Origin of the sequence: Mycoplasma sp. 21DD0573 (genome assembly GCF_034863425.1) — a bacterium.
GTDB lineage: Bacteria > Bacillota_I > Bacilli_A > Mycoplasmatales > Metamycoplasmataceae > Mycoplasmopsis.
In genome coordinates, this window is sequence record NZ_JAYFEZ010000010.1 from 24,916 (window position 1) to 41,330 (window position 16,415).

A 16,415-nucleotide genomic window follows, 5' to 3' on the forward strand; every position below is an offset into this window, starting at 1 on the left:
TTTATTAAATTAATAATTTAATAAATAGGAATTATTATAAAATTAATAATATGAAAACAAAGGTAACAGCTAAGCTTATGTCGTCATTATCGGAGTGAGGACTATTACGTAAATGAACTATTAAGAATATGGTTTTTATAGCCATCTTGATTGCTATATCAGTTAGCTTTACCGTTGTTGCAGCTCAGTTAATGCCTATTGTTAATATTCCATCATTCAAATTTTCATTTATAGGATTACCTGTAAAAATCACAGGTTTTGTTTTTGGACCTGTCATTGGAGTTTTTGTTGGTGTTGTGTCAGATTTATTATCGTTACTTTTTGTTCCACCTGTTGGTTATAACCCAATGTACACTCTAGCAACAGCTATTAATGGTCTTATTTCAGGTATTTTTGGACTTTACTTTGTGTCGTTTTTACAATATGCTTTCAGTAAGGAATATAGACTTGAAAGAATTTCAATTAAAATTACTTTATTAGCTCAAAAATATAGAAAGCTTTCTAAAAATGAAGCTACTATGGAAAAAGCTATTAAAGTTGGAGATAAGTTAATTAAACTTAATTCAAAAAGAGCATTCATTAGAGATGATAATTCAAAAGACATCTTAAAGAATGTTTATACCACTGCAGCAGTCTTTTTAATATCATTGGTAATTATTATAATAACTTACTATGTAGGTTTTTGAGTTCCAGATAAATATATTGAAAAAGGTTTAATTCCAAATCGTTGAGCATTACTTGCTTTAATGATCACAGGGATGTCGTTATTACTTATTTTCATAATTGTCGCAAGATTCAAAATGAGGGTTGAGCGTTTCTTAATATTTGTCCCGATCATAGTGTTCTCTGCCTTCTTGGAACTTATTAATATACCAATTTTATCTCTTGGGGATAATATGAGTTTAGGAAATGGAGAAACAAAAGATATTTTCTTATGAATAACCCAACATATTATTTCCAGTCCTGTTAAGATTTGATTTAACGTTTTTGTTATTTACTATTCATATTCAATCATTATTAAGTTGATTAAGAAAAATTCAAAATTAGGATACTAATGAAAAATAAAGATCTTCAATTAACAATTTCAAATATCTTTATAAAAAAGAGTGAGGAGCAAGATAAATGGCCTTACTCTTCTATTTCTATTCCTGAAATTAAAATCTATTCTAATTCAAAAACAGCCTTCTATATTTCTAAAGATAACAAAAATTTAACTTATAAAAAAGTTAGAAACTTTGAACTTAAGGACAAGAATTCATTTTTAACCCTATATAACTACAATAAATTAATTGATGAAGCAGATAGATACGATAATACTAATGATTTCACAAATAGAATGAAAGATTTAGATTATATTAGTGACTATTTTGACCTTCTTGATATTAGTGATGACGATGATAACAACATTCCTTTAGTAGATATTTGACTTAGTTGTTTATCAGTTGTTAAGAATAAAGATAAGCTTTTAAAAGAACAAAAAGTTTATGAGCAATTTGCTCACCCACTAAAAAACCTAACATATGGACACATAAGTGATTTCATTAGTCACTTTAGCGAACTTTCAGATAACTTCAACGGTGACTTATCACACTTTTTCGATGCTGCTAAAGAGGCGTTTCTAAAAAATGATAAACAAAACAAAGAAGTTCAATTAGGAAACATATTTTTCATTGCAAATGAGTTTAATAAAAACTTATTTAAAATCTTTATTGATTTATTTAAATTAGTTTCAAAAGAATTTATAGATGTCTTAAACAACGTCGAAAATAATGCATTAAGTGATAAAAAAACTAAAATTCAAGAAAGTGAATACAAACTTGAATTTATTGAAAAGATTAACAGCACAAGTATTGCAAAAGTAGAAAACGATCTCAAAATTAGAGACTTAAAGTTTGAGATTGCATTTTACAAAGAATATAAAGAACAACTCAAAGCTTATTCTCGGAAATACATTTTTTCAACTATTAAACAAATTAAAAAACAAATTAATGTTTTTGAAATTCAATCAAGAATTGCAGTCTTTAAAAGTCCTGAATATTTTGATTGTATAAAAGATATTTTAATTAAAAAACAAGAGCTAAAACTTTGAGAACAGAATTATTGAAATCTTAGATTCTTGAAGAAAGAAGATTTAGAACACCTTAAATCACAAATTGAGTCTGAAGTCAATATTTTCATCAATAAAAACTTTGGTGATATCAGAAATAAATATAAAAATACAACCGTAAGTAGGATTAAGAGTTTTATTTCTAGGGAATTTGATATCAATATCAATAGATTTATTAGTAAATCAAAAAGTAATTTTGAGTTTATTAAAAATCAAATTAGTAGCAATAAAGCAATAATTAAAACTATTCAATCTAAACGTTTTAACTATATATCAAGTTATAAAAATGAAGTTATAGTTCATGATTTTAGTCAAACGATTCAACTTGCAAATGCTGAATTAGAGTGAGAAACAAATACTCAAGAAAGATTGTTTAAGAATCTTATTAAAAATAAAGACAGGAAGCTCCAAGAATTTAATGCAAGTTATAAAAAGATTGAAAAAATGTTAGACAAAACAGTATCTGAACTTTCTGTTGTATTTAAAAATGATAATTCGGAAAACTTAACAAAAGCATTAAATAGTTTTGCTAATATTAAATTTTTAATGAAAAGCACTTGAGTTTCTAAGATGTTATCAGATTTAATTGATTTTTCTAAAACGACTACAGCACCTAAGTTTGAGTTTGTTAAAGATTTAAGTGCAATGTTTAAATTTGTCGAAACATTTGAAAACTCAGCAATCACACACCACAAGTATTTAGATAAATACAAAACTCTAGATACATTGGATAAAATCAAACTTAAAATTACAAAATTTGCATTGGATGAAATTAAGTTTTTATTCATCTCTGATGACATAAAAACAATTGCTCCTGAAGCTAGAAATGAATTCTATAGAGTTCTTTTCAAATTTGCTAATGCAAATAATATGAATATTATTATCATCACAGATGATCTTCAATTTATCAAAAATAGCTGTGATTATGTTTACTTCTTTGATGATACTCAAGTTCTTGAGTGAGGAAGAGTTTCTAAAGTATTTGACAAAACCGTTTCGCCACTTGTTAAAATGCTTATTGAAGGTAAAATTCAATCACTTAATTCTCAAACAAACTCAAGTTATGTTGAGTCATTTGTTAAAAGAAACTCATTCTCTATTGATGATAATTTAGATCATTATGTTTACTGTACTCTTAAAGAATTTCAAACCTGAACTCATGTTATTCAAACAGTTAATGTAGAAAGTTCAATTGATTTAGGAGAAGCTCAGACTCATACTTCATTAGTTAATCCAGATTTAGTAAGTGTATTTAATGAATCGCAAGCTTTACTTACATCGCATGGAGTAAGTGTTAGAGAGAAAAAAGACAATCCAGTTTTGGAAGACTTAACTCTCTATAATGAACTTATTAATAATAAAAATTTAGCTTCAATTTCTACAACTGAAGATGATGAAAATAATGAAGAATTAGCCTTTAGTTATGATGAAGAAACAAAATTGTAAAAACAACTTTGTATTTTGATTTTTAAAGTAAAATATTAAGCAAGGACAGAGGTACTTGCTTTTATTTTTTATTTGCAGGTTGAGAAATACTCTTATTAGCTGAACTGGGTAATGCCAGCGTAGCGAGTCTTTCTTTTTCGATGTCCTTTCATTCAAAAGAAAGGATTTTTTATTTCTATGAAAATAAAATCAAAAAGCTTACTATTTGGTGCAAGTTTACTTGCGCTAACAACATTACCAGCTGTTGCTGGTCAATGTTCTTCTGCAAGAGAAGAAGAAAAAGTGACTACTTATACACTTTCTTTAATCAAACCTTATGGTATTGAAAATGCAGACACTTACAAAACTGAGTTAAATAATTTATTTAATTCAGAAATTCAAAAGATTGATAAATCAATCAAGCTTAACATCAAGTTAGTAGAAGATGATTCATATAATGTTGCAAAAGATGAATTATTAAAAGGTGAAACTGATTTAGCTTTCATCAATTCAGGAACATTATTAAGCAAAAAAGATGAATTTATTTCAGAAAACTTATCAGTTGCACTTCAAACATTAACAAAACAATTTAAAGGTGACATTAAAGATGCAACTTATTCAAAAGATTCAGGCGCATCTTTAATGAAGATTGCAGATGCTGAAAGCATATACTTCAAACAAAAAGACTGAGGGAATGGTTGAAATCAACCTGAAGGAGAATGAGCTGAAAGCTACTACCCTAGATTTTATTCAAATGAATTAGTGCCATACCAAAGAGGATTAATTGCAATCGTTGCAACTCGTACTATGGCTGACGAAATTATTAAAGCTTGAAAAACTAAAGATTTAGAAAAATTTGTTTCATATGGAATAGGTATTGGAAAAAGCTCATCAGGAAGCAAATACCTATTACCAGAAGCATTATTTGCTAAAAACTTTAATACAGAAACAAACAAACCATTTGTTTCACTTGATCAATTAAGAGTTACATACTCAGATAAAATAAAGCGAGCTAAATTAACTGAAGCTTCAACACAAGCTAATGCTAATATTCACATTTTCTTTGATAATGAAGGTTCTTATTCATATACAAAATATAAAGATAGTAAAGAGTTTTCATACAAAGTTAATCCAGAAGTTAGACAGGGTGAAGGGGGTCAACAACAAGATATTTACTTCTTGACTGTGACAGACCCATTGCCATACAATGTAGGAGTTTACAGTTCAAGAGTTACTGACAAAGCTAAAAAAGCTATTAACTCAGTGTTTAAATCATTATCAGAACAAAATAAAGATATCTGAGGACCTAAAAATGGTTTCTATGGATACAAGTCAATTGATAATGAACAAACAGAATATTGAAATAAATTAAGTGAGATTTAAGAATGATAAAGTTTAAAGATGTAGTAATTAAATATAAAGATAATGGAAATTTTGATCTAAAAGATCTTAATTTTACTATTCTAAAAGGTCAATTAGTTGGTCTAATTGGAAAATCAGGAGCAGGAAAATCAACAATACTTAAATCGTTTTATGACCTTGAAACTATAGCAAACGGTTCAGTCGTTGTAGATGATTTAGATATTAAAAATTTAACGAAAAACCAAAAAAGAAAATATAAAAAACAAATCGAATATGTTGATCCTGATGGTTTAAATTTAGTTAATTACTCAACTTTTGATAATCTGAAATTTAATTACAAGCACTACAAAAACTTTATTTATAAGTTCTTTAAATTTATTGATAAGGAAACAAGAGATAAAATTTGAAATCTTGCTGAAAGATTACAAATTTCCAACTTGCTCCTTGCACCAATAAATAAGTTATCTAGTGGTCAAAAACAAAGAGCTCAATTATTAATCAGTTTAATTAATGAACCACAAATTTTACTTGGAGACGAGCTCACAAGTAATTTAGATAACCAAAATTCACATAATGTTATGAAACTTTTAAAAGAGTTTTCTAAAGATAGATATACGATTATCGCAATTCATGATTTGAATTTAGCAGTACAATACTGTGATAAGTTAATATCGCTTAAAAGTGGAAAAGTGGATAAAGTATTTATTAAAGATGAATTTGATAAAAAACAAATAGAAAGTTATTTTGATGAACCAAACCAAGTTAACAAAATATCAAAATAAGTCCCTTTTCAAAAAGTGAATATTAATATTAGCTGCACTTATTTTATTAATAGTCTCAATGTATTATTTAGGTTTCTTTTCTCCGGTTTCGAATCCAGGTTGAAAAAGAGCTGCTAAAAATTTTACAAATATGTTTTCATTTGAGTCATATAACAAAAACTTAACTGAAAACTTATGAGAATTAAACTTTAAATACTTTATCCAGACAGTCAAAACAATAACTTGTGGTAGCATTTTAGGTTTTCTAGCAGCTTTATTTACAGGTTTTTTTGCTTCAACGAATATTCATAAACACAAATCAATACCTTTAATTATTAAAATAATTCTCTTGTTGCTAAGAGCTTTTCCTGTAATTGTGTTTTTATTGTTATTTAGAATTTCCTTTGACCCTTATTTAGCTGCATTTACTATTTATTTCTGATTTACTTGATTATGATTGCACAAGTACATTAATGATTTAATAGAAGCAGCTGATACTAAAAAATATTGAAATGATATTGCAAAAGGATCTTCAAAATTAAAGTCATTCTATACAAATATTGTATTAGTACTCAAAAATAAATTTTGAGTCAACTTCTTCTTATCTTATGAATCAAACATAAGATGAGTTTCAGTTTTAGGTATTGTTGGAATAAATGGATTAGGGTTCTTTTTTGGTGATTTAAGTAAATACCAAAAAAATATAGGGATAACCTTATTCTTTATATTCTTGTTTATATTAATCAACGAAGGATTATTATTCTTCTTTAATAAAGTTTTATTTGTTAAGCCTAACATTACAATTAATTCAAAAGCAGACTTAAATAAATTCAAATATAACTGAAGAAAGTATGCTTTCTGATTTATTTTGGCTATTTACTTTGGGATATTTATTTGAAGTTTAACAGGCTTATTCCATAGTAAGGTAGACGTAAAAACATTCTCACTATTCTTTAAATCGCTATTTATTTGAGACTTCAGCGATGTTGTGAAAACTGACATTTATAAAGATTATTTATACATTTTTATGTGTGCTTATGTGGCTGTTGCTCTTGCATTTATTTTCGCAATAGCTTACTCATTTATATTGTCAGAAAACTTATTTAATTCATATCTTGTGTGATCTAACAAAACGATTTTGATAATTATCAAAATCATACCTGCAGTAATTTGATTTTATATGTTTAATCCACTGATGAAAAGTCAAGTTGCGATAACTTCAGCAATCTTAATTTCGTCATTTAGACATATGTGCAAGCAGTTTGCTGAATCAATTAACTCAATTGATAGAAGAAAAATTTCAAATATGCAAGCTCAGGGTAATTCGAAATGATTTATTTATAGAAACTTTATAATTCCACAAATTAAAAATCAAATAATTTCAACTAACTTATTTGAATATGAAAAATCATTTAGAAATGCAATTATTTATGGAGCATTTGCGAATATCAGTATTTATAAAACTATTAATAAATATCAAGAGACTCAAGAGTATTCAAAAATTGTTCCATTAATATTGCCTGCTTATGTGTTTTTAATTATGTTGGAACTTGCGTATTTAATCTTAAAAAACAAAGATAAACTCAAGTTTTATATCAATAATTCAAAGTTATGAAATTCATTCAAAAAGCAGCAAAATTTTATTCCAAAATCGCAAGATTTACTATTCTTTAAAAAAGATTTTTAACAAAATTTTTTGAGGAAATTTTACAAAATAAATTTTTAAGCCTAGCACATAGGTTTAAAAATACTAAAAAATATCTTATGATTTCACTTAAAATGCTTTAAAATACACCTTTAAAAATTACATTTTTAATGTAAAATTTATATACCTTTTATATAAATTGTACATAGAGGTGTATTTTTTTATTCTTATTGAAGGTTTATCTGCAAGAAAGGAATGACAAATATGGAACAACACAATTACAAATTACGTAAATTTGGTCCAAAAACTTGAAGAAGAGATTACTCAGTTACAAAGACTACTCTTCCACTTTTTGATATTCTTGAAACAAGTAAAGAAAGTTTCGAACTTTTTATGAGCAAAAAGATCCAAGAATGTCTTTTAGAAATTTACCCTATTGAAGCTGCTAACAGAGAAGTTAAGCTTGAATACAAAAAGGGTTCTGTTAGATTAGAATTACCTTTCAAAAAAATCACTAGTGAAAGTGAAGAAATCAAAAAAGCTAAAGCGAAGGGAATGAACTTTAGTGCAAAAGTTTTCGTTACTTTAAAGAGTGAAGTTAAAAACTCAGGTGAAATTAAAGAAGATGAAGTTTTACTTGGGGAAATTCCATACATGACAAGTGGTGGAAGTTTTATTATCAACGGTTCTGAAAAAGTTATCGTTAGTCAGTTAATTCGTTCACCAGGAGCATACTTCGGATTAGGTGTGCGTAACAAACAATCTGATGACCTTTTCAACAAATTAGAAATCTTACCTAGAATTGGTTCTTGACTTGAAGTTTCTCACAAAGTTACATCATCAACATTAGATGCAGTTAAGATTAAAATTGACAAAAACAAAAATGTTAACTTAGCTACATTCTTAGGAGCATTTGGTTTTTCACAAAAAACAATTAGAGAGTTATTTGGTGAAAACAATGAATTACTTGATGAAACACTTAAGAAAGACAAACTTATCTTAAACTCAGAATTCACATCTGAAGAATTACTTGACGCGTGTCAAGAAGAACTTTTCAGAGGTTTAAGAAAAGGTGACCGTATTTCTGAAGAAGCTAAACGTTCATTATTACCAGGAATGCTTTTTGATAAGAAACGTTACAACTTATCTGTAACAGGTCGTCATATGTTAAATGAAAAACTTTCTTTAGTTGACAGAATTACAAACACATACTTAGCTAAAGATATTTACCTTAAAGGTGCAGATGAACCTGCATTTACAAAAGGAACATTTATCGACATTAGAAAAGCTAAAGAAATTCAAAACTTATTTAACGAAGGAAAAATTTCATACGAAAGAATTCCTGGAATTGATCCAGAAATTGTTTACCACCACGTTATTAAGAACAGCAAGGTGTTAGCAAAGAGAACACACATTGTTAAAGTTTGAGTTTACCCAACTAGAAAATGAATGGAAGAAAAACCAGAACAACCTGTTTTAGTAATCGGTAACGATCCAAAATCAGTTGAGCCACACTTATTAATTTCAGATATAGTTGCTGCAATTAACTACTACTTCAACTTAACAGATGGAATTGGTAAAGACGATGATCCAGATTCATTAACAAACAAACGTATCGTTTCAGTTGGTGAATTATTAGAAGGTCAATTATCAGTTGCTTTAACAAAACTTGAAAAAGCAACTCGTGAGCGTATGGGGGCTAAAGAAGCTGACAAGGTTACACCTAAAAACGTTACAAACAACAAACTTGTAACAAACCAAATGAAACAATTCTTTAACTCATCAAAACTTTCACAATTTATGGATCAAATTAACCCATTATCAGAAGTTTCAAACAAACGTCGTGTTACATCACTTGGACCTGGAGGTCTTAACCGTGATACAGCTCAATTCGAAGTTCGTGACGTTCATGCAACTCACTACGGAAGAATTTGTGCTATTGAAACACCTGAAGGACCAAACATCGGTCTTATCTTAAACTATGCAACATATGCAAAAGTTAATGATTTAGGGTTCTTAAAAACTCCATACTACAAAGTTAACAATGGGGTTGTAGATTACAACGACATTAGATACTTAACAGCTGCTGAAGAAATTGGATACTCATTTGCTCAATCATCAGTTCACATTGATGAAGACAACAACATTACAGATGACTTATTAACAATTAGACGTGATTACAGCTATATCATTGGTAAACCACATGAAATTGATTTCATTGAGGTTTCATCAAAACAAATTGTTTCTATAGCTGCTGCTGCTATCCCGTTCTTAGAAAACGATGATGCCAACCGTGCACTTATGGGATCAAACATGCAACGTCAAGCAGTTCCATTAATCCAAGCAGAAGCTCCATATGTTGGAACAGGTATTGAGGCAGATATTGCTAAATACTCATCATACAACTTAAGAGCTAAAGGTGATGGGGTTGTTGATTTTGTTGATGGATCAAAAATCCACGTAAAACACTTTAAAGAAGTAAAAGATCCTAAAACAGGAGAAATTACAACAAAAGAAAGCTTTGATAAATATACACTTAGAAACTTCGAAAGAAGTAACCAAGGTACATTAATTCAACAAAAACCAATTGTTGAAGTTCGACAAGAAATTAAAGCTGGTGACTTATTAGTTGATGGTTCTTCATTCAAGGATGGAGAAATGGCTCTTGGTAAAAACGTTCTTGTTGGATTTACAACTTGAAACGGATACAACTTCGAGGATGCTGTTATCATCAACGAAAGATTAGTTAAAGATGATGTTTATACATCAATTCACATTGAAGAACAAACAATTCAATTCAGATCATCACGTGCTGGTGACGATATCTTAACAAACGACATTCCAAACGTTTCTAAATACTCATTAAGAAACTTAGATGAAAACGGTATTGTTAAAGTTGGATCAGAAGTTTTAGCTGGTGACGTTTTAGTTGGTAGATTATCACCTAAGGGAGAAGAAAACCCATCTCAAGAAGAAAAACTTTTAATGGCTATTCTTCAACAACGTCCACAAACATCAAAAGATACATCTCTTAAAGTTAAAAATGGTCACAATGGTACTGTAATTCACGTTGAAGTTCTTTCTAGAGAAAAAGGTGATGTCTTAGAAGAAGGAATTGACAAGATTGTTAAGGTTTCTATTGCTCAAAAACGTAAAATCAAAGTTGGGGATAAGATGGCTGGTCGTCACGGAAACAAAGGGGTTATCTCAATCGTGCTTCCTGAAGAAGATATGCCATACTTAGAAGATGGAACACCACTTGATATTATGCTTAACCCTCAAGGGGTTCCTTCACGTATGAACATTGGTCAAGTTCTTGAGCTTCACTTAGGAATGGCTGCTAGAAAATTAAATGTTAAATTCGTTACTCCATCATTCGATGGTATTAAGAAGTCAGACATTGAAGCTTGTTTAGAAGAAGCTGGATTAAACAAGAGTGGAAAACAAATTTTAATCGACCCTATTACAGGTAGAAAATTTGATAAACCTATTTCTGTTGGTGTTATGTATATGCTTAAACTTAACCATATGGTTGATGACAAGATGCACGCTCGTTCAGTTGGTCCATACTCACTTATTACACAACAACCTCTTGGAGGTAAATCTCAAAACGGGGGACAAAGATTCGGGGAAATGGAAACATGAGCTATCGAATCTTATGGAGCAACAAACGTTCTTCAAGAAATCCTTACATATAAATCAGATGACATCGCTGGACGTAATGCGTTATATAGTGCATTAGTATCAGGGAAACAATTACCTACACCAGGTATTCCAGAATCATTTAACGTTCTTTCATATGAACTTAAAGGTCTTGGAATGAAACTTGAAACAACTGAAGTAGAAAACTACGACAATGATTACGATGATAGTGAACAATATCACTATGTAGATTCACATGAAACAGGGGGAGATTGATATGAATAATTCAAATTTCGATGCTAAATCAGTAGAAGATAAAATCAATAAAATTACTCTCTCACTTGCAACAGATGAAGACATTTTAAAATGATCTCACGGTGAAGTTACAAAACCTGAAACAATTAACTATAAATCATATAAACCAGAAAAAGACGGTTTATTTGATGAACTTATTTTTGGACCTACAACAGACTACAAATGTCCTGTTTGTGGTACAAAATACAAAAAAAGTGATGAAAACTCAGTATGTACTAGAACACCTGCTTGTGAAAAATACAAACCAGTTATTTTACCTAAAATAACACGTAGAAGCAGAATGGGACACATCAAATTACACAACCCTGTTGTCCACTTCTGATTCTTCAAAATCGATCACTCAATTATTGCTAAATTACTTGGACTTAGAGTTGCTGACTCTTCAAAACAAGTAACAAAAGCAGACTTAGAAAAATTAATTTACTACAAATCACACATCGTTTTAGAAGATGGTGGATTAGAGTCATTAAAGAAAAACACAATCATTGACATTAACGAAGCTGCAAACATTTATGAAGCTGCATTAATGGAAATGTTAAAAATGTATGATAAAGATACAGATGAATACGAAGACATCGCTACAGCTTTAGATGAACTAAGAACATATGCTGAATCTAAAATTGGTAAAGACTTCGGTATTGACTTCTATCAATACAATGAAATCATTCACGAATATTCAGATGCTAAAATTGACACAGGTTCAAAAGCAATTGAATATTTATTAACTCACATTAATTTAGAAGAAGAAGCTAAAAAAGTTCAAGCTGAAATTGATTTAATTAACCAAGAAGCTGATGAGAATGGAAATCTTTCTTCAACAAAAGAACAAGAAAGAGGAAAACTTTACAAACGTTTAACAATCATCAACTCATTTATTAAATCAGGTCAACACCCTAAAAATATGTTGATTTACAACTTACCAGTTATTCCGGCTGACTTGCGTCCATTAGTTCAACTTGATGGTGGAAGACACTCAACAAGTGATGTTAACGAACTTTACCGTCGTATCATTATCAGAAACAACCGTTTAGCTAAATGAAATGAAGCTGATGCTCCTATGTTAATTAAACAAAACGAGTATCGTATGATTCAAGAAGCTGTTGATGCTTTAATTGACAACAACAGAAAGAAACCTACACCAGTTACATCAAAAGATGGACACCCTCTTAAATCTATCTCTGATGCACTTGTTGGTAAAAAAGGTCGTTTCAGACAAAACCTTTTAGGAAAGCGTGTTGACTATTCAGGTCGTTCAGTTATCGTTGTAGGACCAACTCTTAAAATGCACGAAGTTGGTATCCCAAGAGATATGGCTGCTAAATTATTCGAACCTTGAATTATCAAAGAATTATTAGAGAATGAAACTTCAATCACATCTGTTAAATCAGCTAAGAAAATGATTGACTCATTAAACCCAATCATTTGACCATATGTTGAAAAAGCTATTGATGGAAGACCAGTTCTTTTAAACCGTGCTCCTACATTGCACCGTTTATCAATTCAAGCATTCCAACCTGTTTTAATTAGAGGGAAAGCTATTAAATTACACCCATTAGTAACTACAGCGTTCAATGCCGACTTCGATGGGGACCAAATGGCTGTTCACGTTCCTATTTCAGATCAAGCTGTTAGAGAAGCTCGTGAATTAATGTTAGCTTCTAAAAACATCCTTGGACCAAAAGATGGAGAACCTATCATTAACCCTTCACAGGATATGATTTTAGGTCTTTACTACTTAACTATTGAAAAAGCAGGACAACCTAATGAAGGTAAAATCTTTGCTAACTATGAAGAAATGATGTTAGCTTATGAAAATGGTATTGTTAACTTACATACAAGAGTTGTGTTACCAGTTTCTGAATTAGATAAAAATTCAGTTAAATTACATACATCAAATCCTTACATTTTCTCAACAGTAGGTAAATTCATCTTAAACAAAGTATTCCCATCAGACTTTGAATTTATATTTGGTAAATCAATAGTAAGAAAAGAAACAGTTAATGCAGATGGTTCAATTTCAGTTTCTGAAAAAGAAAGATTAGATACATCAGAAAATGCATTAGACAAATACACAATGCCTTATGGAACAAACTTTGCTGAATATCTTAAAGACATCCCTGTTAACTTGGGATTAAACAAAAAAGACATTGCAAAAATTGTTCTTAATGTGTACAAAAAATATGTTGCTGTTGTAACAATGGAAGACATCGCAGGTGTTATTGATTCTACAGATGTAAACAACTTTGAAAGTCGTTTCAATGACTGTGCTGCATTAATTGACTATGCAGGTGAACGTATTCCTACAATACATGCAACAAACATTTCAAACTTCATTAAAGAAGAATTCGAAAGAATCAACTTCATCATTGGTACAGATGAAGAAACACACAAACTTAAGAGACAATGAAACATTAATGACTACACATTAGTGTTAGAAAGAGTTTGATTCAGATATACAAACTATGTTGCTTCTATTCTTGACAATATCAAAGAATTAGGGTTCAAATATTCAACAATATCAGGAACAACTATTTCAATGAATGATATTACAACATTAGATACAACAGCTCAAAAGATCAAAGAAGGGGAAGAATACACAGACCAATTAAAACAATTCTTCCTTGAAGGTTACTTAACAGATGATGAGCGTTACAGCTTAACAATTCAAAAATGATCACAAGTTAAAGAATCTATTGAAAAAGATCTTAAAGAAGTTACAAAATCAGATATTGATAACCCATTATTTATGATGTTCACTTCAGGAGCTCGTGGAAACTCATCTAACTTTACACAGTTAGCTGGTATGCGTGGACTTATGAGTAACAACACTAAAGTTCTTAAAGCCGATGCTGAAAACGACCGTGTTGTTCGTTCAACAATTGAAGTTCCTGTTAAATCATCATTCCTTAGTGGACTTAGTGCTTACGAATTCTATTCATCAACTCACGGGGCTCGTAAGGGACTTACAGATACAGCTCTTAACACAGCCAAATCAGGGTACTTAACACGTAGACTTGTTGATGTTGCTCAAAGTATTGTTGTTAAAGAAGTTGATTGTGGTTCAGACTTTGGATTTGTTGTAAAAGACATTAGAGATACAAAAACAAACACAGTTATTGAGTCATTACAAGAAAGAATCGAAGGAAGATTCACAAACAAACCGATTATTGACGCTAATGGTCACATTGTTGTTGATGCAAACACATTAATTTCAGCAGAAATGGCTGACAAAATTGTTAACTTATACAACATTGACCAAGTCGAAATTCGTTCAGTATTATCTTGTCATACAAGAAATGGAGTTTGTGTTCACTGTTATGGAAAAGACCTTGCAACAAACCGTTTAGTTAACATCGGTGAAGCTGTTGGGGTTGTTGCTGCACAAAGTATCGGGGAACCTGGTACACAGCTTACAATGCGTACATTCCACACCGGAGGGGTTGCTGGGGTTGAAGATATTACAGGAGGATTTGGACGTCTTCTTGAACTTATCGATGCCTATGAAAAACCTTGAGGAAAACCTGCTGTTATCTCACCTGTAACTGGAACAGTTGTTTCAATTGCACCAGCTAGAGACAAAAACGGAAAAGAAAATGACATTATGCTTGTTGAAATTGAAACAACAAGACCAAATGGACAAAAAGAAATCGTTACAACATCAGGTAGAGTTTCTCAAAAATTACGTGTTAAAGTTGGACAAACACTTAGACCAGGACAAAAAATCTTTGAAGGACCAATTATTATTAATGAACTTCTTGAAGTTGCTGACACACGTGCAGTTCAAAACTACTTATTAAAAGAAATTCAAAGACTTTACCGTTTACAAGGTATTACAATTTCAGATAAGTACATTGAAATCATTATTAGACAAATGCTTTCAAAAATTATGATTACAGACCCAGGAGATTCAAAATTCTTCACAGGAAGCTTAGTGGATACATTCATCTACCAAAAAGAAAACGGAAGATTAATTGCTCAAGGACTTAAACCAGCTTATGGTCAAGTTAAAATCCGTGGAGCAAAACAAACTCCTTTATTAAGTGACTCATTCTTATCAGCTGCATCATACCAAGAAACAGCTAAGATTCTTGTTAACTCATCAATTGCAGAAAGAGTTGATAACTTAGATGGTCTTAAAGAAAACATTATTTTAGGTCACAAAATTCCTGCTGGAACAAACTCAAATTATCAACTTAAAGGTAAATATGACATTCGTGACCCACGTTCATACTTCACAAACAAAGTTATCTTAGATGATACACTTGAAGATGAAAATGGTAATGTATACATTTCAGAAGACTTTAACAAGTACACAACAGACTTATTAAAAGAATCTGAAAAAATGGGTGACTTAGATGAAGTTTTAAGTGACTTAGCACAAGAAAACGAAGAATTACAAAACTCATTTGAAGATTCATATGCATCTGATGATGATTATGAAGAAGACTTCGTAAACGAATAATTTGAAAATCAGAGATTCAGTTCTCTGATTTTTTATTTAACTTCATAAAAACTAAAAGCATTGTCTGCAAGCAGTAAAAGTTTAAATATATAAACATTTATTTGTAATATAATTACAATATGAATTTAATAAAGATATTTGAGATGCAAAAAGAATTGGATAATAAAATCAGAGAAAAAAGTTTAAGTCTTAATCCAACATTTAATAAAGAAGACTTTATAGTTCAAAAAACTCTAGCGCTTTTAATAGAAGCTGCTGAATATGTAAATGAAGTTCAAAGTTTTAAATATTGAAAATCACAAAAGAATGTAAATAAATTAGCTGTAACTGAAGAATTTGCTGATTTAATCCATTTCTTAGTTAATTTTGCTTATAAATTTGATGTTCTACCTGAAATAGAACCAAAAATAATTAACCAGGATATAAACATTCAATTCCAACATTTATTTATTTCATTAGCAAACATAATGAAAAAAGTTAATAAATCAAATATCGAACACGCGTTTCAAGTTGCATTGGGCTCATTTGTAATGTTAGGGTTTACATATGAAGATTTATATGATGCATATGTTCTTAAAAATCAAAAGAACTACGACCGTATTAAAAATAATTATTAAAAAATAACCAGCTACAGAAGTTGGTTATAAACTAGGACAAGAAAAGTAGACAGAAAATAAAAAACTGTCTACTTTTTGT

General features: G+C 30.0%; 7 protein-coding genes, 1 pseudogene and 1 riboswitch. All 8 genes and pseudogenes read left to right on the top strand.

Translation table 4 applies throughout. From position 1 onward, the window contains the following. Positions 1-77 precede the first annotated feature (77 nt). On the top strand, positions 78-1,055 hold the full coding sequence (locus tag VBM86_RS02000; protein WP_323189699.1) for an ECF transporter S component: 978 nt from the start codon (positions 78-80) through the stop codon (positions 1,053-1,055). Next, positions 1,055-3,553, top strand: coding sequence for an MAG1360 family OppF-related protein (locus tag VBM86_RS02005; RefSeq protein ID WP_323189700.1), 2,499 nt, complete (start codon positions 1,055-1,057; stop codon positions 3,551-3,553). The genes VBM86_RS02000 and VBM86_RS02005 overlap by 1 nt, the downstream gene beginning before the upstream one ends. A 37-nt stretch (positions 3,554-3,590) precedes the next feature. Then, positions 3,591-3,696: riboswitch (TPP riboswitch) on the top strand. Between the two features lie 34 nt (positions 3,697-3,730). After that, positions 3,731-4,915: an ABC transporter thiamine pyrophosphate-binding lipoprotein p37/Cypl gene (cypl, locus tag VBM86_RS02010; RefSeq protein WP_323189701.1), complete on the top strand. Its 1,185-nt coding sequence runs from the start codon at positions 3,731-3,733 to the stop codon at positions 4,913-4,915. A 2-nt stretch (positions 4,916-4,917) separates the two neighbouring features. Further along, entirely contained in the window at positions 4,918-5,676 is a 759-nt protein-coding gene (locus VBM86_RS02015; RefSeq protein ID WP_323189702.1) for an ATP-binding cassette domain-containing protein, read from the top strand. A 58-nt stretch (positions 5,677-5,734) separates the two neighbouring features. Continuing rightward, positions 5,735-7,342, top strand: a complete 1,608-nt coding sequence (locus VBM86_RS02020) for a hypothetical protein (protein ID WP_323189703.1) — start codon at positions 5,735-5,737, stop codon at positions 7,340-7,342. A 222-nt stretch (positions 7,343-7,564) separates the two neighbouring features. Then, positions 7,565-11,227, top strand: coding sequence for a DNA-directed RNA polymerase subunit beta (locus VBM86_RS02025; RefSeq protein ID WP_323189704.1), 3,663 nt, complete (start codon positions 7,565-7,567; stop codon positions 11,225-11,227). Continuing rightward, positions 11,220-15,174, top strand: a pseudogene (locus VBM86_RS02030) (DNA-directed RNA polymerase subunit beta'); the annotation flags it as partial. The gene VBM86_RS02025 and the pseudogene VBM86_RS02030, both read left to right, overlap by 8 nt. Positions 15,175-15,838: 664 nt before the next feature. Next, entirely contained in the window at positions 15,839-16,336 is a 498-nt protein-coding gene (locus VBM86_RS02035) for a dUTP diphosphatase (RefSeq protein ID WP_257088930.1), read from the top strand. Positions 16,337-16,415: the final 79 nt, after the last annotated feature.